Genomic DNA, 18,084 nt, shown 5'->3' on the forward strand with positions numbered 1-18,084 from the left:
AGCACCACCGCCCGGTACCTGCCAGGCGCTGGCCGTCAGCGCCGAGGATCGGCTAGCATCGCCTTTTGCCCAGGACCCGCTGCCCATGAAAATCGTCTCCTTCAATATCAATGGCCTGCGTGCGCGCCCTCACCAATTGCAAGCCCTGATCGAAAAACACCAGCCAGACGTGATCGGCCTGCAGGAAACCAAGGTGGCCGATGAGCAGTTCCCGGAAGCCGAGATCCGCCAGCTTGGCTATCACGTGCATTACCACGGCCAGAAGGGTCACTACGGCGTCGCCCTGCTCTCTCGCCAAGAGCCGCTGAGCCTGCACAAGGGCTTCCCCGACGATGGCGAAGACTCTCAGCGGCGCTTCATCTACGGCACCTTCGCCGATGCCAGCGGCAATCCCATCACCGTGATGAACGGCTATTTTCCTCAAGGTGAGAGCCGCGACCATCCGGTTAAATTCCCGGCCAAGCAGCGCTTCTATGCCGATCTGCAGCAGTTGCTGGTTGAGCGTTTCGACCCGCAGCAGGCACTGGTGGTAATGGGCGACATCAACATCAGTCCCGAGGATTGCGACATCGGCATCGGCGAACCCAATCGCCTGCGCTGGCTGAAGACCGGCAAGTGCAGTTTCCTGCCGGAAGAACGCGAATGGCTGGCAACCCTCAAGAGCTGGGGTCTGGTGGACAGCTTCCGCCACCTCAACCCCGAGGTGAATGACCGCTTCAGTTGGTTCGACTACCGCAGCCGTGGCTTCGAGGATGACCCCAAGCGCGGCCTGCGTATCGACGTGATCCTCGCCAGCCAGCCGCTGCAGGCACGCTTCAAGGACGCGGGCATCGACTACGATCTGCGCGGCATGGACAAGCCGTCCGATCATGCGCCGATCTGGCTTGAGCTGAACTGAAACACAGGCGCAGGCAGATGATGCGCCCCGTCACAAGACTGCAACCTGACTGACTTAATCTGCGCGGCACGTTGTCCCACCCACTAGAAGGTGCCTGCCGCATGCCGCGCGCCCTGTCCGCCGACCGCGACCTCTGGGGTCGTACCCTGTCACTGTTGCTGATCGGTTTCATCTGCTACGCCCTGCCCCTTTCCGTCTTCGCCTCCGCTCTGCCCGCATCGGAAGGCAACCAGCCGGTCCTGCGTATTCAGGGCTCCAACACCATTGGTGCCAAGGTGGCTCCGGAACTGCTCAAAGGGTTGTTCGAAGCTCAAGGCCTGCATGACATTCGTACCGAGAACGGCGCCCGCGAGAACGAGCAACGCGTGCTGGCGCGCCAGGCCGATGGCCGTTTGGTCATCGTCGAGGTGGCGGCCCATGGTTCGGGTACCGGTTTCACTTCGCTCAAGGATGGCAGCGCCGACCTAGCCGCCTCGTCACGGCCGATCAAGGATGGTGAAGCCGCTACCCTGGCCACGCTGGGCGACATGCACAGCCCGCAGAGCGAGCAGGTCATCGCCATCGACGGCCTGGCGATCATCGTCCATCCGTCAAACCCGGTTGCCGCCCTTAGCGTCGAGCAGATCGCGCAACTGTTCTCCGGCGAGATCAATGACTGGGCGGCGCTAGGTGGCAAGCCCGGCAAGGTTCGCGCTTATGCGCGCGATGACAACTCCGGCACCTATGACACCTTCAAGGAGCTTGTGTTGGCTCCGGGCGGACGCACGCTGGTGGCCGATGCCCAACGCTTCGAATCCAGCACCCAGCTGTCGGATTCGGTGAGCAGCGACCCCAATGGCATCGGTTTCATAGGCCTGCCCTACATTCGTCAGGCCAAGGCGATCGCCGTCGCAGCGGGTGATTCGCAGCCCATGCTGCCGAGCAACACACTGATCGCTACCGAGGATTATCCGCTGGCGCGTCGCCTGTTTCTCTACAACGACCCACAGCTGACCAATCCCTGGGCACGTGCACTGATCGACTTCGCCCACAGCACTCGGGGCCAAGCCATCGTCGCCGACAGCGGCTTCATCGCCCAGACCGTGCAGGCGGTGAAGGTCGCGGCAGATCCACAGATGCCGACGGATTATCGGCAACTGGCGCAGCAGGCGCAGCGGCTGTCAGTGAATTTCCGCTTCCAGGAAGGCAGCGCCACGATGGACAACAAGGCTCACCGTGACCTGCAGCGCGTACTGGATTACCTCAAGCAGCACGACAAGTTGCAGAACAAGGTGGTGCTGGTTGGTTTCGGCGACCCGAAGAACGACCCCGAGCGCGCCGAACTGCTGTCAAAACTGCGGGCCATGGCGGTACGTCGCGAGCTGGCCAGGCAAGGCGTGCTGTTTCGCGAGATCACCGGTATGGGCAGCGAACTGCCGGTGGCGGCCAATGATCAGGACAACGGCCGCATCCGCAATCGCCGCGTCGAGATCTGGGTGTACTGACGCCAGAAAATATTCCTCTGCAGGGGGCTTGGCAGCTTCTCGACTCAGCGTTAGCCTTTGCACCGCGTGACGCCGGGCCCCTCTGGCGGTGAGTGTTCTCACCGTGATGTCGGAGTCACTGAGTGGATTTCTTTCAACTCAGGCAGACATAAGGGAGGGCTCATGGACGCTCTACTTGCCTTTTTGACATCCCCCATCTTCGGTACCCCCGGCTGGTTCTGGCTAGCTTTCCTGGTACTGATCATCACTCTACTGGTACTCGACCTCGGCGTGCTGCATCGCGATCAGCATGAAATCGAGATGCGCGAGAGCCTGCTGCTGTATTCCGGCTACTTCAGTGTTGGGGTCGCCTTCGGCGGCTGGATCTGGTGGCAGCTCGGCGGCACCAAGGCGATGGAGTACTACACCGGTTTCCTGGTGGAGCAATCGCTGTCGATGGACAACGTCTTCGTCATGGCGATGATCCTCGGCTACTTCAACATCCCGCGTAAGTACCAGCATCGCGTGCTGTTCTGGGGCATTCTCGGGGTCATCGTGCTGCGCGCGATCATGATCGGCCTGGGCACGGCTCTGGTGCAGGAGTTCGACTGGATTCTCTACATCTTCGGCGCCTTCCTGCTGTTCAGCGGCATCAAGATGCTGCGCAGCGGCGGTGACGAAGAGTCGCATCCAGACCTGGCGCAGAATCCGGTGATCCGCTTCGTGCGCAAGCACATTCGCGTCACAAATGATCTGCACGAAGGCAAATTCCTGGTGCGCCTGAAAGACAAGGTCAGTGGCAAGCCGCTGCTCTATGCCACCCCACTGCTGCTGGCGCTGGTGCTGATCGAGCTGGCTGACCTGGTGTTCGCCGTGGACAGCGTGCCGGCGGTACTGGCCATCTCGCAGGATCCGTTCATCGTCTACACCTCGAACATCTTCGCCATTCTCGGCCTGCGTGCGCTGTACTTCGCCCTGGCTGCACTGATGCACCGCTTCATCTACCTGAAGTACGCCCTGGCGCTGGTGCTGATGTACATCGGCGGCAAGATCTTCCTGCACGATCTGATCAAGGTTCCCGCCCTGCTCTCACTTGGCGTAACCTTGGGTCTGCTGGCCGGTGGTGTACTCCTGTCGCTGCTGAAGACGCGAGACAAGGCCAGCGCTACCTGAGGAGAAGCGATGCGCGAAGTCTGCATAGAACTCATCGAGCGCCAGGGTCAACGGTTCTGGCAGGTGAAACTCGGACGACGCGCATTGACCTTTCAGGACGAGGCCGCTGCACGCGCCTTCGCCGCCCAACTGCATATGCGCATGGGCTGGCTGGGCCAGGAGCAGCGTTCTGACGACAGCTTGCCCTGACCCTGCAGACACAAAAGAAGAGGCCCGCATAAAAGCGGGCCTCTTTTCTTACCACCGGAGCGAGCCTGGCTCAACGCCCTTCCACCTTCGCCCGCAAGCCCTGCAGCGTTTGCAGCGGCGCATCGACGACGAAACTGTTGGCCAGCCAGGAGGGCACGCTGCCGCCCGGTTCAGTGTGCACCTCATAGGTCACTTCCACCTCGCCCTGATCAAGCGGCTTGAGATGCCACTCGCCATCGACACGCTGCACCCGCACGAAGTCCTTTTCCTCCGGCAAGCGCTCCGGCACCGCCTTGAGCAGACGCGTGACGCCGCCATCTGCATCGGTGCGTGTGGTCACCTGGATCACTGAATCACGCGCCTTCACCGGCCAGGGCATTTCGAAACGGGTGTACAGCTCGCTCACGTCGCCCTTACTCTCGAGCAGTCGCTGCTGCTGGCAACTGAAGATCCAGGAGCAGGAGCCGGCGACATCCTCCTGCGCCGCTTGTACGGCAGCCAGGTCGCCCTTGATCGTCACCACGCCACGATAGGCCTTGTACTTCGACCCAGGCACATCGGCGAGATAAACGCTGACACCGTCTTCCTCGCGCTCCAACTGCCACTGCCTTTCGGCAGCTTGGGCAGCGGTCGCGTACAACAGCATGGCCAGAACGGAAAAACGCATCATTTCGAGCAACTCCCGGGAGGACTGTCTGCGTTTCGACCCGCAGGGCCGCAAGCGGTTCAAATCGTCAGGCCGTCGCCTGCTCCAGCCAGCCCAGCATCCGAATGGCACTCTCGCGGTCATCCGCACACAACTGTTCTTCTGCCTTGAAACCTCCGCACACAGCAGGTCTCTCCGGGCGACCGAAGATGGCGCAGAGAAACTCGGCATCAAGATGAATGCAGCGCACGCCGGCCGGCTTGCCATCGGGCATGCCCGGAATCGGAGAACTGATGGAAGGCGCGATGCAGCAGGCACCGCAACCAGCACGACACTCCATGAAACGACCTCGACTACAAACGAACGGCGGCGATCCTAATGACCTCCACACTTGCCGTCGAGGCCTTTCACGATCAGCGGTTACGCTGCAGGCGGGCCAGCAGGCTGGAGGTATCCCAGCGCCCACCACCCATGGATTGAACATCGGCATAGAACTGATCGACCAGCGCCGTCACCGGCAGCTGTGCGCCGTTGCGACGCGACTCTTCGAGCACAATCGACAGATCCTTGCGCATCCAGTCGACCGCGAAGCCAAAGTCGAACTCACCCGCCAGCATGGTCTTGTAGCGGTTTTCCATCTGCCAGGACTGCGCCGCGCCCTTGCTGATCACATCGACCACCGCATGACCATCCAGCCCTGCGCGCTGAGCGAAGTTCAGCGCTTCTGCCAACCCCTGAACCAGACCAGCGATGCAGATCTGATTGACCATCTTGCTCAACTGGCCGCTACCGGCCGGCCCCATCAGGCGCATCATTCGCGCGTAGTTCTGGATGACCGGCTCGGCCACGGCATAGGTTTCGGCCTCACCACCGACCATTACGGTCAGCACGCCATTGACCGCTCCCGCCTGACCGCCAGACACCGGCGCATCGAGAAAACCGAGGCCACGCTCGACTGCGATGGCTGCCAACTCACGCGCGACATCGGCCGAAGCCGTGGTGTGGTCGACCAGAATGGCGCCCGGCGCCATGCCAGCGAATGCGCCCTGCTCGCCGAGCACCACGCTGCGCAGGTCGTCATCGTTGCCGACACAACACATCACCAGTTCGGCACCTGCCACCGCTTCACGCGGGGTCGGCGCACTGCTGCCGGCATACTCGCCCATCCACTGCTTGGCCTTGCCCGGCGAGCGGTTGTAGACAGTCACCTGATGACCGTTGCGGGCCAGATGCCCGGCCATCGGATAGCCCATGACGCCCAAACCGAGAAACGCGACCTTTGCCATAGCGACCTCCTGTAGATATAGGCGCCAGAGCCTAACACGACGTTTGCCCTGGCCGAAAAGGCCTTCCATACTGCCTGCGGTACCGCTCAGCACAGGGGCTTGAACTTGGTCCTGATACCAGGAACCTTTTCCATGCAGTGAGGCCGAAGCGCAACAAATCGCAGACAGGTTCTAAGGAGCGCCCATGGGGCATTGGCTAGTCATCGACCTGGAGGCCACCACCGACGAAGGCGGCTGGGCGATGGAAGAAATGGAAATCATCGAAATCGGAGCCAGCCTGGTCGGAGCAGACGGTCATGAGCGCGATCACTTTCAACGCTTCATCAGGCCACAGCGCCGCCCCTGCCTGACCGACTTCTGCCGCGAACTCACCCATATCACCCAGGCAGAGATCGACAGCGCCGCTACCCTGCCCCAGGTCTGCGCTCAGTTCGAGCGCTGGCTGACCCAGCATGCACCACGCCTGGTCGGCTGGAGCAGCTGGGGGGATTACGACCGCCGCCAGCTGGAGCAGGAATGGCGTCAACATCAGTTGCACAGCCTGCTGACCCAGGTGCCGCACCTCAACCTCAAACAGGCTTTCGCCAAGGCGCGCCAATTGCAGCGCCCGGTTGGCCTGCACAGTGCCCTGCAACTGGCTGGCATGCAGTTTCAAGGGCAACAGCACCGCGCCCTCGAAGATGCGCGTAACACCGCCCGCCTGCTGCCACTGGTATTGCCCCTCAAAGACTGATGACGAAGAAAAGGCGCTTGGGCATACTGGCGACCCTTTTATGGCCTGCCATGCATGGCGGTCACCCTTCGGGCCGTCGTCACACGACGTTAAACATGGCTTCCAGCAACTTTTTCAACCCCTTCCGAGGAATCGCAGATGTTCAAGGTCAACGAATACTTCGACGGCACCGTCAAATCCATCGGTTTCACCATGGCTGAAGGCCCTGCCACCATCGGCGTAATGGCCCCGGGCGAATACGAATTCGGCACCAGCCAGCTGGAAGTCATGCACGTGGTTGCCGGCGCTCTGACCGTCAAGCTGCCAGGCAGCGACAGCTGGAACACCTTCGAAGCCGGCAGCAAGTTCACCGTCGAGGCCAACAGCAAGTTCCAGCTGAAGGTAGCCGTAGACACTGCCTACCTCTGCGAATACCGCTAAGCCACAGGCCTCATGAAAAACCGGCCCTCGCGGCCGGTTTTTTCTTTCATGCTCACCAGCAGGACATACCCATGCCACGCAGCGCACTTATCGTCCCCATTGCCTTGCTCGTGGTGGCCATGGTCTCGATCCAGAGCGGCGCCTCGCTGGCCAAGAACCTGTTCCCGCTAGTCGGTGCCGAAGGCACCACGGCGCTGCGCCTGGTGCTCGGCGCGATCATCCTGTCGCTGGTGATGCAACCGTGGCGTGCACGTCTGGACCTGCGCAAGTGCCACGTCCTGCTGGCTTACGGCCTGGCGCTGGGCGGCATGAACCTGATGTTCTACATGTCGCTGCAAAGCATTCCACTGGGCATCGCCGTGGCCCTGGAGTTCACCGGGCCGCTGGCCCTGGCGTTGCTTTCCTCGCGCCGCCTGCTGGATTTCGTCTGGGTGATCCTGGCCGTCGCCGGGCTGTGGATGCTGCTGCCTACCGGCGCCACGCAACACGCCATCGATCCGCTCGGCGCAGCCCTGGCACTCGGCGCGGGTGTTTGCTGGTCGCTGTACATCATCTTCGGACAGAAAGCCGGCGCCCAGCATGGCCGCCACACCGTTGCCCTAGGCACCTGGGTCGCCGCTCTCCTGGTACTGCCCATCGGAGCCTGGCATGCCGGCAGTAACCTGCTGAGCCTAGACCTGCTGCCCATCGCCCTGGGTGTCGCGGTGCTGTCCTCGGCCCTGCCCTACAGCCTGGAGATGGTCGCCCTTACGCGACTACCAGCGCGCACCTTCAGCGTACTGATGAGCCTGGAGCCGGCAGTCGCGGCAATGTGCGGCCTGGCCTTTCTCGGCGAGAAGCTGCTCTGGGGCCAGTGGCTGGCCGTCGGCGCGATCATCGTCGCCTCGGCCGGGGCGGCCGCCACTATCAAGCCAAAAAGTTAAGTACCGAACTGCAACTCGGCCAGCCGCGCATAGAGCGGGCTGCTTTCGATCAACTCGGCATGGCTGCCGATGGCAGCCAAACGGCCCTGTTCGATCACTGCGATGCGATCCGCTTGCTTCACCGTGGCCAGACGGTGAGCGATCACCAGCGTGGTACGCCCGGCCATCAGCGATGGCAGCGCCTGCTGGATCAGGTGTTCACTCTCGGCATCCAGCGCACTGGTGGCCTCGTCGAGCAGCAGGATCGGCGCATCGGCCAGCAAGGCACGAGCAATGGCCAGACGTTGACGCTGGCCACCGGAAAGCCCAAGCCCGGACTCACCGAGATGGGTCTGGTAGCCCTGCGGCAAACGCTGGATGAACTCATGAGCGTGTGCCGCTCGCGCGGCCGCCTCCACCTCGGCTTGGCTGGCATCCAGGCGGCCGTAGCGAATGTTGTCTTCGACCGAGCCGAAGAACAGCGCGGGATTCTGTGACACCAGAGCGAAACAGGCGCGCAGCTCGCGCGGCTCGAGCTGATCGATCGGTACACCGTCGATGAGGATGCGCCCGCCCTGCGGGTCGAAAAAACGCAGCAGCAGATCGAACAGCGTCGACTTGCCAGCACCGGACGGCCCCACCAGCGCCAGCGTCTCACCCGCTGCCACCTGCAAATCGATGCCATCGACGGCATAGCTGTCCGCGCGCGATGGATAAGCGAAGCGCACGCCCTGCAACTCGATACGTCCCTGCACCGGCTGCGGCAGATGCTGCGGCTGCTCTGGCGCCACGATGGCGTTACTGGCGCGCAATAGCTCGCCGATACGCTCGGCGGCGCCTGCGGCGCGCTGCAACTCACCGATCACCTCACTCAGCGTGCTGAAGGACGAGCCGACGATCAGGCTGTAGAACACGAAGGCTGCCAACTCACCGCCAGAGATACGCCCGGCGATCACATCCATGCCGCCGACCCAGAGCATCACCCCCACCGCACCCAGTACCAGCACGATGACCACGGTGATCAGCCACGAACGCTGGGCGATGCGCTTACGCGCCACATCGAAAGCGGCCTCGGCCGACTCACCGAAGCGTCGCTTGTCCTCGTTCTGATGGTTGTAGGCCTGCACCGTCTTGATCTGCCCCAGCGTCTCGCCGACGTAGCTGCCGACATCCGCCACGCGGTCCTGGCTCTGCCGCGACAGCGCGCGCACACGGCGTCCAAACAGCAGGATCGGCGCTACCACCAGCGGCAGGGCCAGCAGGACGATGCCGCTGAGTTTGGGATTGGTCACCACCAGCAGCACGCTGCCACCGATCAGCATGATCAGATTGCGCAGCGCCATCGACAGTGACGAGCCGATCACCGACTGCAGCAAGGTGGTATCGGCGGTCAGCCGCGACTGGATTTCCGAGCTGCGATTGCTCTCGTAGACGCCAGGATGCAACTCGATCAGGTGATCGAACACACGCCGACGAATATCCGCGACCACCCGCTCGCCGATCCATGACACCAGGTAGAAGCGCGTGTAGGTGCCGAAGGCCAGCGCCAATACCAGCACGAAAAACAGCAGCAGGGACTGCCGCAGCGCGGCCGGCGACTGCGTGGCCAGCCCCTGATCCACCAGCAACTTGATGCCCTGGCCCATGGACAAGGTGATCGCCGCCGTGAACATCAGTGCCAGCAGCGCACCCAGCACTCGGCCGCGATAAGGCGCGATAAAGCGCCAGGCCAGGCGTATGGCGCCACGCTGGCGAGAAGAAAGCATCGATGTCATGACGGGTCTCAGGAGTCAGCAGCCGAGGGCGCTTCAGCCAGCCAGGCCACTGCGCACAAGGCCAGCGCAGCCAGGTTGGTCGAAAGCGGATTGAACGCCTGAATCAACAGATGGGGGCTCAGCAGCACAACATCAAGCAGCAACACCAACAACACCGCGCCAGCGACCAGCAAGGGCCAACGTTGGCGCCGCACCGTCAGCAGCAGGATGCCCAGAAGGATCTCGGCAATACCGCCGACAGCCGCGATCAGCTGCGGCGCGAACAGCGGATGATCTGGCAGGCCATGGGCCGCGATCATCGCCACTTCGTCAGGGCTGAGCCAGAGAATCTTCGGCGCCAGGCCATGCCAGATGAACACCAGTGCCAGAGCCAATCGAGCGAGCCAGGCGATCTGCGCCAGGCGCCGATCAGTCATGCAGAAAGCGCTCAGCGTGATCGGCAGTGGGCAGCAGACAGACCTGGTAGCGCCCGAACAGGCGGTAGCGATTCAGCGCGATGCGGTCATAACACCAGTCACGCAGTGGGCGCGGAATCAGGCGCAGCCAGACAAGAACACGCCAGGGCTGGGGCAACCGCGCAAGAATGCACAACAGCGCCGTGGAGCGTAGATGCAACCCCGCCTCATCGATCAGCGCCATGCTGTCGAAACGGTCGGTCGGCAGCCCATACCAGGCCAGCAACGCCTGGCCTTGCACCGACTGCACCGACGCCAGGCGAAACTGGCGTTGGCGGTCATGCCGAATGAGGAATCTCGCCCAGCCATTGCACAGCTTGCAGACGCCATCGAACAGGACGACACGCTCGCCTGCAGCAAGACCGGGCGGCAGCGACTGCTGCGTCATTGGCCAGCGCTCGCCTGTTGCGCCAGAGGGCGGTAATGGCCGGTGATGCGGTAGGCGAACAGGATGTCCTCCTCCTGCGTGCCCCGGCCGATGTTGTGCAGCACTAGCGGTGTGCCTGTTGCAGCCTGACGGTCGCTGACGATGCCGATATGGGTAAGGCCACGCCCCAGATCCCAGGTGACGATATCGCCGGCACGGTAGGCCGAAGCATCCTGCTTGACCGCAAGCGCCCAGCCCTGACGCTTGAACCAGGTCATCAGGTTGGGCACGCGGCGGTGATCGATGTTGCTGTCCGGGCGACTCAGCCCCCAGTTCATCGGATAGGAGGCGAAGTTGCCGCGCATGTCGCGATGCACCGCCTCCTGGAGATCCAGCCCCTGCTGACGCAGCGCGCGGATCACCACGTCAGTGCAGACGCCGGTGACCATCGGTACGTCGCCGCCCGGATAGCTCAGCGTGCGGTAGGCCGGGTCATAACCCAAGGTCACGCCGACCTGCTTACGTGCATCGAGCACCAGCTTGTCAGCCTCTATGGCTTGCGCGGCAAGTGCCAGCGACCAAGCCAGCAGTAGAACCAGCATGCGCATTTCGATCTCCTATCGACTCAGCGGGTATAGCAACTCTTCCTTGTACCCCGCCCAGACCCGCACGGCATCAGGGAAGACATCATCCAGCGCCACGTCACCACTGTCGACCAGCAGCGGCCGGCCCTCCAGCGTCGCCAGCTTGCGCTTGGTGGCCACCACACGCAGGCGCTCCAAGCCGATGGCGCGCAGCACACGCGGGCTGATCTGCTGATTGCCACGGCCGACAATATGGCCCTGACCGCCGATTGCGGTCACCAGCAGGTAAGTCGGGTGCCCGTCGACCAGATCGAACAGCTCGGTTTCATTCACGTCGCGGGCGATGATCTGGCCGGCTTCGATCACATCGACGCCCAGCAGCGTGGTTTCCAGCCCCAGATTCTGCGCCAGGCCGTGCAGGGTCGAGCCTGGGCCGAACACGTAGCGCGCGTCTGGCTCCCACTCCGCCTCCAGCCAGGCGGCGAGATCGGCCAGCACCAACTCTTCGGACTCCACGCCACCCTGCTTGACTGCCTGCACGTAACCGCCCTCCTGCGGCACGCACAGCTCGCCATACCAGCGTGCGGTGACACGGCCTTCACGCAGGGCGCTCTCATCGATATCACGCACTTCGCCGCTGGCCAATCGCACCAGGCCGCCGTCTACCAGGCGCGCCGTCAGTTCGCCCGCGGCTCGCGGGCTGATGGCATAGACGCCGGACTGGATCTTCACTCCTGCAGGAATGCCCAACACCGGCTGCCCGTCCCTGATAGCGGCGCAAACATCGCGCGCGGTACCGTCGCCACCGGCGAAGAGAATCAACGCCACACCGGCGTCCTGCAGTTGCCGCACCGCACGCTGGGTATCTTCGGCGGTGGTCGCACCTTCGCTCAACTCACCCAGCAAACGATGTTCGAAGCCCATCTGCGCCAAAAGATCGCCACCCATGGCGCCGGGGTAGCTGACGAACTCAATGCGCTCTTGCAGGGTCAACAACTGCTCAAGCGCGGTGCGCGTACGTTGTGCAGCTTTTGGCTCGACACCCAGAGCCAGCGCCTGCTCGGCCATGCCGTCGCTGCCCTTGAACGCTGCCGGGCCACCCAGGCCGGCCAGCGGATTGATGATCAGACCAATATGAAAACGCGACATGAGTTCCTCGTTCCACACAGGCTGGCACGCAGCCTGCAATACGATTTTTGCACTGTGTTTTGTGACGGAGTTCCGCCGTCTTGGAATCTGTTTAAAGTATTGCGAGCTAGAGCCAGGCAAGGCGAAATCGGGCGAACAAGCGGAGTTTACGAGTAGTAAATGAGCTTTCTGAGCCCGATTTCAAAGCAGCATGGCCGACGTGCAGCAGACTTCGAGCAGGTTCCTAATTGTCACCGCGCCTTCATCTGGATGTCCCAGACTGGCGCCCACCACTGATGAGGAGACAGGCCATGAGCTTGCAAGACAACGCCGCCCAATGCCCCGCCACCGCGCAACAGCAGGAACCGGTGGGCGGTTTTATCATCGACGGCCAAGGCCGCGAAGTGCCCATTACCGAAGACATGATCCAAGAGGCGTGTGACGCCCTGGAAGAAAGTCGCCAACGCGTCAGCCAGCAGGCGTGAATCCGCTGCGCTGGGCTCTCAACGTGCCCAGCGCGCATACCTTACTCGCTCGGCACCAGTTTCAACGACAGTGAGTTGATGCAGTAGCGCAACCCGGTCGGGCGTGGGCCATCGGGGAACACATGCCCCAGATGCGCGTCGCATTTGGCGCATTTGACTTCGATGCGATGCATGCCATGGCTGTAATCGTCGAGGCTGGCGATCACCTCGTCATTGATCGGCTGAAAATAGCTCGGCCAACCGCTGCCCGAGTCGTATTTGGCGTCCGAGTCGAACAGCGCCTCGCCACAGCAGGCGCAGTGGTAGATGCCAGGGGTTTTGCTGTCGTGATAAGCGCCGGTGAACGGCCGCTCAGTGCCACCCAGTCGGCAGACATGAAACTGCTCGTCGGTCAGCTCTTCGCGCCAGCTATCCAGGGGTTTTTCGACTTTATCCACGAACGGAGTTCCTCCTCGGTAATGGGCGATACGCGGCGTTGCAGGCTGCGCCAGCGCCTGGTGGCAACCGCTGCCAAAGCGAGCGGTGTGCGACTGCTCGGTCACTGTGCACCCTTTGGCAGGCCAGAAAAAAGCCGGGCGGATACCTTTGCCGCGCTCAGGGCGCCACGTATGATTCGACCCCAGTCTGTCACCCGCGTTACAGGCTGCCAAGATTCCCCGTCGAGAGAATTTTGCAGCGTATTTGCGTGGGCTCTCCTTAGCTCGGGATTCCTTACATGCAGGTCAGCAAATCGAACAAGCTCGCCAACGTCTGCTATGACATTCGCGGGCCGGTGCTCAAGCACGCCAAGCGTCTGGAAGAGGAAGGTCATCGCATCCTCAAGCTGAACATCGGCAATCCGGCGCCGTTCGGTTTCGAGGCTCCGGAAGAAATTCTTCAGGACGTCATCCGCAACCTGCCTACGGCGCAGGGCTACAGCGACTCCAAGGGACTGTTCAGCGCACGCAAGGCGGTGATGCAGTACTACCAGCAAAAGCAGGTCGAAGGCGTCACCATCGAGGACATCTACCTCGGCAACGGCGTATCCGAGCTGATCGTCATGGCCATGCAGGCGCTGCTAAACAACGGTGACGAGGTGCTGATTCCGGCACCTGACTATCCGCTGTGGACTGCTGCCGTGGCCCTGTCCGGCGGCAAGCCGGTGCACTACCTGTGCGACGAACAGGCCGACTGGTTCCCCGACATTGCCGACATGCGCGCCAAGATCACGCCCAATACCAAGGCACTGGTGCTGATCAACCCGAACAACCCCACCGGCGCGGTGTATTCGAAGGAAGTGCTGCAGGACATCGTCGAACTGGCGCGCCAGCACAACCTGGTGATCTTCTCCGACGAGATCTACGACAAGATCCTCTACGACGACGCCGTGCACATCAGCACCGCTTCGCTGGCACCAGACGTCCTCTGCCTGACCTTCAACGGCCTGTCCAAGAGCTACCGCGTGGCCGGTTTCCGCTCTGGCTGGGTGGCCATCTCCGGGCCCAAACACAGGGCGCAGAGCTACATCGAAGGCCTGGATATCCTGGCCAACATGCGCCTGTGCGCCAACGTGCCAAGCCAGCATGCGATCCAGACCGCACTCGGTGGCTACCAGAGCATCAACGACCTGGTACTGCCAAACGGTCGCTTGCTGGAACAGCGTAATCGGGCCTGGGAACTGCTCAACGATATTCCCGGGGTCAGCTGCGTCAAGCCCATGGGCGCGCTGTACGCCTTCCCGAAGATCGACCCGAAGGTCTGCCCAATCCACAATGACGAGAAGTTCGTCCTCGACCTGCTGCTTTCCGAGAAGCTGTTGATCGTTCAGGGCACCGCTTTCAACTGGCCGTGGCCGGATCACTTCCGCGTGGTCACCCTGCCCCGCGTCGACGACCTGGAGCAGGCCATCGGCCGTATCGGCAACTTCCTCAAGGGATACAGCCAGTAAGCCGACATGGATCTGCAGATAGACGACTTCTACAAGGACGCCGCCAGCGGCCTGCTCATGCTCTATCAGGCCTTCCCGCGCAAGATGGCGCTGTACGTGGAAGACCTGATCGGGCGCGAGGAGCCGGATGAGTTCGGCCTGCCGAGCAAGCGTCACCAAGCCTGCCTGGGTGCACTGTTGTGGCTGGCCGAAGAAGGCTATCTGCGTTTCGAGTCGACCATCGCCTATGACGCACTGGATCAGGCCGTGTTGACCGAGAAGGGTTTTCTGCGCCTGTCGCGCGCGATTCCCCATGCCCTGCGCGAAGGTGAAGTGTTGCCGCCGAGCGTGCGCCGCGTCCATGCCACACTAGCCTTTCAGCTGCGCGAGGCCCTGGCCCAGCAGCACGGTGAGCGCACTGCCCGCCTCACTCGCCTGCTGTTCGAGAGCACGTTACACGGCCAAGAGACATAGTTTGAAATAGTCGCTGGTTGAAAGCCCCAGGGGGGCGCCCTTATATAGCCGGCATTACTCGTACGTCTTTCCCCGTGAGGAGTCCGTTCACACCATGATGCGCATTATGTTGTTCCTGGCCACCAACCTGGCGGTTCTGGTTATCGCCAGCATCACCCTCAAACTGCTGGGGGTCGACCGCTTCACCGGCCAGAACCATGGCAGCCTGCTGATTTTCTGCGCCGTGTTCGGTTTCGCCGGCTCGCTGGTGTCGCTGTTCATCTCCAAGTGGATGGCGAAGATGAGCACCGGCACGCAGATCATCACCCAGCCGCGCACCCGTCACGAACAGTGGCTGCTGCAGACCGTCGAGGAGCTGTCCCGTGAAGCCGGCATCAAGATGCCGGAAGTCGGTATCTTCCCGGCCTACGAGTCCAACGCCTTCGCCACCGGCTGGAACAAGAACGACGCGCTGGTCGCCGTCAGCCAGGGTCTGCTCGAGCGCTTCTCGCCTGATGAAGTGCGCGCGGTGCTGGCCCACGAGATCGGCCACGTGGCCAACGGCGACATGGTCACCTTGGCACTGATCCAGGGCGTGGTGAACACCTTCGTGATGTTCTTCGCGCGCATCTTCGGTAACTTCGTCGACAAGGCGATCCTGAAGAATGAAGACGGCCACGGTATCGGCTACTTCGTCGCGACCATCTTCGCCGAGCTGGTGCTGGGTATCCTGGCCAGCATCATCGTCATGTGGTTCTCGCGCAAACGTGAGTACAAGGCTGATGAAGCCGGCGCCCGCCTGGCCGGTACCGGCGCCATGATCGCCGCGCTGCAGCGTCTGCGCGCCGAGCAAGGCGTTCCGGTGCAGATGCCCGACAGCCTGACTGCCTTCGGCATCAACGGCGGCCTGAAGAACGGCCTGGCCGGTCTGCTGATGAGCCACCCGCCGCTGGAGGATCGCATCGAGGCGCTGCGCCGCCGCGGCTGATCGAAACTGCAAAACAAAAGGCGACCTCAGGGTCGCCTTTTTCATTGCTCGCTGCTTTAACGGCGCGCCAGGTGAAACACCACTTCCTCCACCGCCTCGAGCTGATTCTCGACAAACCGCGGGTTGCCGCTCAGCACATCCTTGCGCTCCAGCTCATGCGGCACCCAACCTGGCGTGAAGCGCTGCTCGACCTCGGCGTCCTCGACCGAGAACGGCGGGCCATCCATGCGTTGCTGGTCGTACACCAGGGTCACCAGCAGGCCCTGACAGGCCGGCGGCAGAATCGCCTGCAGGTGAGCGGCGTAGCGCTCGCGCATCTCCGGCGGCAGCGCGATCAGCGCCGCGCGGTCATAGAACGCTTGGCACCCGGCAACGTCGTCACGGCTCAGGGCGAAAAAGTCGCCGCAGAGAATACGTAGCTTGCCGGCCTGATAGATCTTGAACGCTCCCTGCTGCGAGATCTGTGGCTGTACATCACGTTCGGCGAAAAAATCCTCCACGGCGCGCTCGGCCAGTTCGACACCAATCACGGTGTGGCCCTGTTCCGCCAGCCAGGCCAGGTCCAGGCTCTTGCCACACAGCGGCACCAGCACCGCCGCCTGTTCGGCGAGCCCAAGCCGAGCCCAGTGCCGGCGCAGGTAACCGTTGACCTTCTCCTGATGAAAGCCGATTTGGCTGCGCGCCCAACGCTCCTGCCAGAACGCCTCGTGCATGAGTGAAACCTCCACAAATTCGATAGGAATGCTCAACTATTTATGCTGGAAGTCGATAGGTCCAGCAACGAAGATGGCGACATCCTACTTCAGGAGCTGATCGTCATGCTGCCCTCACTGTTCATATCCCACGGTTCGCCCATGCTGGCCCTGGACCCAGGTGCCAGCGGCCCCGCACTGGCCAGGCTGGCCGCCGAGCTGCCCAGGCCCAAGGCGATCGTGGTGGTGTCGGCGCACTGGGAAAGCGAGCAACTGCTGCTGACGGCGGGCGAGCATCCGCAGACCTGGCACGATTTCGGCGGCTTTCCGGCGCCCTTGTACGCTGTGCAGTATCCTGCTCCCGGCGCACCAGAACTGGCCAAGGAGATCGCAGAGCAATTGAATCACGCGGGCCTGCCGGCAGCGCTCGATGCCCGGCGCCCATTCGATCATGGCGCCTGGGTTCCGTTGTCGCTGATGTATCCGCAAGCCGATATCCCCGTGGTGCAGCTTTCGCTACCCAGCCGCCTTGGCCCCGAGCAGCAGACGCGTGTGGGTCGTGCACTGAGCAGCCTGCGTGAACAAGGCATATTACTTATCGGCTCCGGCAGCATCACCCACAACCTCGGCGAGCTCGATTGGCGCGCCGGCCCCGACGTCATCACGCCCTGGGCCAAGGAGTTTCGCGACTGGGTGGTGGAAAAGCTCGAAGCGAACGACGAAGAGGCCTTGCACCACTACCGCCGGCAGGCACCCAACGCCGTACGTAACCATCCCAGCGAAGAACATCTGCTGCCGCTGTTCTTCGCTCGTGGCGCAGGCGAAGCCTTTTCCGTGATTCACGCAGGCTTCACCTACGGCGCACTGGGTATGGACATCTATCGCTTCGACTAGTCGCTGCTTTTCACGCTGTCCCAGGCGATCTGCGCCAGCAGCTCACGGCATTCACCCAGCTCGCTCTGGGTGCGGCCGGCCAGCCAGTTCCGCGCCAGGTCATGCGTCGGGCCTATCACCACCGAGGCAAAACAGTCATCCGGCAGCGCCTTGAACAGCCCCTGCAGGCGGTACTCGGCGAGCGCCGTGAGAATCTGCGCGAAATGCTGACGATTGGCTTCGCGCAGGGCATCACCCATTTCCCCCGCCTCGACCCGGCTGCGGCTGTGCAGGATGAAGCGCGCCCAATCCGGATTGGCCACCACCCAGTCGATGTAGCTGGTCACCAGCAACTTGACGCAGGCCTCGGCGCTGGCCGTGTTGGCAAATCCGCGCTGCAGCAGGTGGGCGTACTGCTCGGTACCGGCCATATAGAGCGCGGCGATGATCCGCTCCTTGTTACCGAAATGGTGGTACAGACTGCCGATGCTCGCGCCAGAGCGGTCACGAATCATCTCGATGGTGGTGACATCGACACCGTGCTCGGTAAAGCACGCCAGCGCAGCCTGCAGAATCTCATCTTTGCGTGATGGACGAGCCATGCCGCTCCTTATGACTAGAATATTTTTCTAGAATAACTTTCTAATCTTCGTATACTGCTCCGGCGC

At 62.4% G+C, this 18,084-nt stretch carries 23 protein-coding genes; 12 read left to right on the forward strand and 11 right to left on the reverse strand.

Going from position 1 to position 18,084, the window contains the following annotated elements; translation table 11 throughout:
* The first annotated feature begins 85 nt into the window (after window positions 1–85).
* From xthA to AAEQ75_RS19895, 4 genes are all read left to right on the forward strand, one after another.
* The gene (gene xthA / locus AAEQ75_RS19880; protein ID WP_343350217.1) at window positions 86–898 is read left to right on the forward strand and encodes an exodeoxyribonuclease III; all 813 of its coding nucleotides are present in this window, start codon (window positions 86–88) and stop codon (window positions 896–898) included.
* Window positions 899–999: 101 nt separating this feature from the next.
* Window positions 1,000–2,382, forward strand: a complete 1,383-nt coding sequence (locus tag AAEQ75_RS19885; RefSeq protein ID WP_343350218.1) for a substrate-binding domain-containing protein — start codon at window positions 1,000–1,002, stop codon at window positions 2,380–2,382.
* A 162-nt stretch (window positions 2,383–2,544) separates the two neighbouring features.
* A complete protein-coding gene (locus tag AAEQ75_RS19890; RefSeq protein WP_343350219.1) occupies window positions 2,545–3,534 on the forward strand; it encodes a TerC family protein in 990 nt (329 codons plus the stop codon).
* Between the two features lie 9 nt (window positions 3,535–3,543).
* Complete coding sequence (locus AAEQ75_RS19895; protein ID WP_099523862.1) at window positions 3,544–3,723, forward strand: hypothetical protein; 180 nt, start codon at window positions 3,544–3,546, stop codon at window positions 3,721–3,723.
* 70 nt (window positions 3,724–3,793) lie between these two features.
* Here AAEQ75_RS19895 and AAEQ75_RS19900 read toward each other — a convergent pair whose 3' ends face one another.
* From AAEQ75_RS19900 to AAEQ75_RS19910, 3 genes are all read right to left on the reverse strand, one after another.
* Window positions 3,794–4,393: an START domain-containing protein gene (locus AAEQ75_RS19900; protein ID WP_125879869.1), complete on the reverse strand. Its 600-nt coding sequence runs from the start codon at window positions 4,391–4,393 to the stop codon at window positions 3,794–3,796.
* A gap of 64 nt (window positions 4,394–4,457) precedes the next feature.
* Complete coding sequence (locus AAEQ75_RS19905) at window positions 4,458–4,709, reverse strand: YkgJ family cysteine cluster protein (RefSeq protein WP_099524370.1); 252 nt, start codon at window positions 4,707–4,709, stop codon at window positions 4,458–4,460.
* Window positions 4,710–4,782: 73 nt separating this feature from the next.
* Window positions 4,783–5,655: an NAD(P)-dependent oxidoreductase gene (locus AAEQ75_RS19910; RefSeq protein WP_343350220.1), complete on the reverse strand. Its 873-nt coding sequence runs from the start codon at window positions 5,653–5,655 to the stop codon at window positions 4,783–4,785.
* A gap of 184 nt (window positions 5,656–5,839) precedes the next feature.
* Here AAEQ75_RS19910 and AAEQ75_RS19915 point away from each other — a divergent pair, with 184 nt between their 5' ends.
* From AAEQ75_RS19915 to rhtA, 3 genes are all read left to right on the forward strand, one after another.
* The gene (locus AAEQ75_RS19915; protein WP_179576675.1) at window positions 5,840–6,388 is read left to right on the forward strand and encodes an exonuclease domain-containing protein; all 549 of its coding nucleotides are present in this window, start codon (window positions 5,840–5,842) and stop codon (window positions 6,386–6,388) included.
* Window positions 6,389–6,526: 138 nt separating this feature from the next.
* Window positions 6,527–6,808 (forward strand): pyrimidine/purine nucleoside phosphorylase, encoded by a 282-nt coding sequence (locus AAEQ75_RS19920; RefSeq protein WP_003459961.1) that lies wholly within the window; start codon window positions 6,527–6,529, stop codon window positions 6,806–6,808.
* A gap of 71 nt (window positions 6,809–6,879) precedes the next feature.
* Window positions 6,880–7,731, forward strand: coding sequence for a threonine/homoserine exporter RhtA (rhtA, locus tag AAEQ75_RS19925; RefSeq protein WP_343350221.1), 852 nt, complete (start codon window positions 6,880–6,882; stop codon window positions 7,729–7,731).
* Here the strand turns inward: rhtA and AAEQ75_RS19930 are convergent.
* From AAEQ75_RS19930 to AAEQ75_RS19950, 5 genes are read right to left on the reverse strand one after another with little or no spacing between them, the layout of a single operon-like run.
* On the reverse strand, window positions 7,728–9,485 hold the full coding sequence (locus AAEQ75_RS19930; RefSeq protein ID WP_343350222.1) for an ABC transporter transmembrane domain-containing protein: 1,758 nt from the start codon (window positions 9,483–9,485) through the stop codon (window positions 7,728–7,730). The two genes, rhtA and AAEQ75_RS19930, sit on opposite strands and share 4 nt — an antisense overlap.
* An 8-nt stretch (window positions 9,486–9,493) precedes the next feature.
* A complete protein-coding gene (locus tag AAEQ75_RS19935; protein WP_343350224.1) occupies window positions 9,494–9,901 on the reverse strand; it encodes a DoxX-like family protein in 408 nt (135 codons plus the stop codon).
* Window positions 9,894–10,328, reverse strand: coding sequence for a thiol-disulfide oxidoreductase DCC family protein (locus tag AAEQ75_RS19940; RefSeq protein WP_343350225.1), 435 nt, complete (start codon window positions 10,326–10,328; stop codon window positions 9,894–9,896). The genes AAEQ75_RS19935 and AAEQ75_RS19940 overlap by 8 nt, the downstream gene beginning before the upstream one ends.
* Entirely contained in the window at window positions 10,325–10,915 is a 591-nt protein-coding gene (locus AAEQ75_RS19945; RefSeq protein WP_343350226.1) for a DUF1287 domain-containing protein, read from the reverse strand. The genes AAEQ75_RS19940 and AAEQ75_RS19945 overlap by 4 nt, the downstream gene beginning before the upstream one ends.
* 9 nt (window positions 10,916–10,924) lie before the next feature.
* Window positions 10,925–12,040, reverse strand: a complete 1,116-nt coding sequence (locus tag AAEQ75_RS19950; protein ID WP_343350227.1) for an ATP-NAD kinase family protein — start codon at window positions 12,038–12,040, stop codon at window positions 10,925–10,927.
* A gap of 290 nt (window positions 12,041–12,330) precedes the next feature.
* On the opposite strand from AAEQ75_RS19950, the gene AAEQ75_RS19955 reads away from it, so the two are divergent.
* Window positions 12,331–12,504 (forward strand): PA1571 family protein, encoded by a 174-nt coding sequence (locus AAEQ75_RS19955; RefSeq protein ID WP_166432395.1) that lies wholly within the window; start codon window positions 12,331–12,333, stop codon window positions 12,502–12,504.
* Window positions 12,505–12,545: 41 nt separating this feature from the next.
* Here the strand turns inward: AAEQ75_RS19955 and msrB are convergent, their stop codons facing one another.
* Window positions 12,546–12,941, reverse strand: coding sequence for a peptide-methionine (R)-S-oxide reductase MsrB (gene msrB / locus AAEQ75_RS19960; RefSeq protein ID WP_106732404.1), 396 nt, complete (start codon window positions 12,939–12,941; stop codon window positions 12,546–12,548).
* Window positions 12,942–13,219: 278 nt separating this feature from the next.
* Here msrB and AAEQ75_RS19965 point away from each other — a divergent pair, with 278 nt between their 5' ends.
* From AAEQ75_RS19965 to htpX, 3 genes are all read left to right on the forward strand, one after another.
* A complete protein-coding gene (locus AAEQ75_RS19965) occupies window positions 13,220–14,431 on the forward strand; it encodes a pyridoxal phosphate-dependent aminotransferase (protein ID WP_125836451.1) in 1,212 nt (403 codons plus the stop codon).
* Between the two features lie 6 nt (window positions 14,432–14,437).
* Window positions 14,438–14,884, forward strand: coding sequence for a hypothetical protein (locus tag AAEQ75_RS19970; protein ID WP_099524394.1), 447 nt, complete (start codon window positions 14,438–14,440; stop codon window positions 14,882–14,884).
* 94 nt (window positions 14,885–14,978) lie between these two features.
* Complete coding sequence (gene htpX, locus AAEQ75_RS19975) at window positions 14,979–15,851, forward strand: protease HtpX (protein ID WP_017676754.1); 873 nt, start codon at window positions 14,979–14,981, stop codon at window positions 15,849–15,851.
* Between the two features lie 56 nt (window positions 15,852–15,907).
* On the opposite strand, the gene AAEQ75_RS19980 is transcribed toward htpX, so the two are convergent.
* Window positions 15,908–16,564, reverse strand: coding sequence for a thiopurine S-methyltransferase (locus AAEQ75_RS19980; RefSeq protein ID WP_099524398.1), 657 nt, complete (start codon window positions 16,562–16,564; stop codon window positions 15,908–15,910).
* 105 nt (window positions 16,565–16,669) lie between these two features.
* Between AAEQ75_RS19980 and AAEQ75_RS19985 the strand changes: the two genes are divergently transcribed.
* Window positions 16,670–17,437, forward strand: a complete 768-nt coding sequence (locus AAEQ75_RS19985) for a DODA-type extradiol aromatic ring-opening family dioxygenase (RefSeq protein WP_099524576.1) — start codon at window positions 16,670–16,672, stop codon at window positions 17,435–17,437.
* Here the strand turns inward: AAEQ75_RS19985 and AAEQ75_RS19990 are convergent.
* Window positions 17,434–18,018 carry a TetR/AcrR family transcriptional regulator gene (locus AAEQ75_RS19990; RefSeq protein WP_343350228.1) on the reverse strand — a complete coding sequence of 195 codons (585 nt, stop codon included), beginning with the start codon at window positions 18,016–18,018 and terminating at the stop codon, window positions 17,434–17,436. The two genes, AAEQ75_RS19985 and AAEQ75_RS19990, sit on opposite strands and share 4 nt — an antisense overlap.
* Window positions 18,019–18,084: the final 66 nt, after the last annotated feature.

Source organism: Pseudomonas sediminis, from assembly GCF_039555755.1.
Lineage (GTDB): Bacteria > Pseudomonadota > Gammaproteobacteria > Pseudomonadales > Pseudomonadaceae > Aquipseudomonas > Aquipseudomonas mendocina_D.

Coding starts and splice junctions, on each gene's coding strand:
- AAEQ75_RS19965 (WP_125836451.1), top strand. CDS start 13,220: ATGCAGGTCAGCAAATCGAACAAGCTCGCCAACGTCTGCTATGACATT.
- AAEQ75_RS19905 (WP_099524370.1), bottom strand. CDS start 4,709: ATGGAGTGTCGTGCTGGTTGCGGTGCCTGCTGCATCGCGCCTTCCATC.
- AAEQ75_RS19970 (WP_099524394.1), top strand. CDS start 14,438: ATGGATCTGCAGATAGACGACTTCTACAAGGACGCCGCCAGCGGCCTG.
- AAEQ75_RS19910 (WP_343350220.1), bottom strand. CDS start 5,655: ATGGCAAAGGTCGCGTTTCTCGGTTTGGGCGTCATGGGCTATCCGATG.
- AAEQ75_RS19985 (WP_099524576.1), top strand. CDS start 16,670: ATGCTGCCCTCACTGTTCATATCCCACGGTTCGCCCATGCTGGCCCTG.
- AAEQ75_RS19900 (WP_125879869.1), bottom strand. CDS start 4,393: ATGATGCGTTTTTCCGTTCTGGCCATGCTGTTGTACGCGACCGCTGCC.
- AAEQ75_RS19980 (WP_099524398.1), bottom strand. CDS start 16,564: ATGCACGAGGCGTTCTGGCAGGAGCGTTGGGCGCGCAGCCAAATCGGC.
- AAEQ75_RS19935 (WP_343350224.1), bottom strand. CDS start 9,901: ATGACTGATCGGCGCCTGGCGCAGATCGCCTGGCTCGCTCGATTGGCT.
- AAEQ75_RS19950 (WP_343350227.1), bottom strand. CDS start 12,040: ATGTCGCGTTTTCATATTGGTCTGATCATCAATCCGCTGGCCGGCCTG.
- AAEQ75_RS19990 (WP_343350228.1), bottom strand. CDS start 18,018: ATGGCTCGTCCATCACGCAAAGATGAGATTCTGCAGGCTGCGCTGGCG.
- AAEQ75_RS19920 (WP_003459961.1), top strand. CDS start 6,527: ATGTTCAAGGTCAACGAATACTTCGACGGCACCGTCAAATCCATCGGT.
- AAEQ75_RS19890 (WP_343350219.1), top strand. CDS start 2,545: ATGGACGCTCTACTTGCCTTTTTGACATCCCCCATCTTCGGTACCCCC.
- AAEQ75_RS19915 (WP_179576675.1), top strand. CDS start 5,840: ATGGGGCATTGGCTAGTCATCGACCTGGAGGCCACCACCGACGAAGGC.
- AAEQ75_RS19895 (WP_099523862.1), top strand. CDS start 3,544: ATGCGCGAAGTCTGCATAGAACTCATCGAGCGCCAGGGTCAACGGTTC.
- xthA (WP_343350217.1), top strand. CDS start 86: ATGAAAATCGTCTCCTTCAATATCAATGGCCTGCGTGCGCGCCCTCAC.
- AAEQ75_RS19885 (WP_343350218.1), top strand. CDS start 1,000: ATGCCGCGCGCCCTGTCCGCCGACCGCGACCTCTGGGGTCGTACCCTG.
- AAEQ75_RS19940 (WP_343350225.1), bottom strand. CDS start 10,328: ATGACGCAGCAGTCGCTGCCGCCCGGTCTTGCTGCAGGCGAGCGTGTC.
- htpX (WP_017676754.1), top strand. CDS start 14,979: ATGATGCGCATTATGTTGTTCCTGGCCACCAACCTGGCGGTTCTGGTT.
- AAEQ75_RS19955 (WP_166432395.1), top strand. CDS start 12,331: ATGAGCTTGCAAGACAACGCCGCCCAATGCCCCGCCACCGCGCAACAG.
- AAEQ75_RS19945 (WP_343350226.1), bottom strand. CDS start 10,915: ATGCGCATGCTGGTTCTACTGCTGGCTTGGTCGCTGGCACTTGCCGCG.
- rhtA (WP_343350221.1), top strand. CDS start 6,880: ATGCCACGCAGCGCACTTATCGTCCCCATTGCCTTGCTCGTGGTGGCC.
- AAEQ75_RS19930 (WP_343350222.1), bottom strand. CDS start 9,485: ATGACATCGATGCTTTCTTCTCGCCAGCGTGGCGCCATACGCCTGGCC.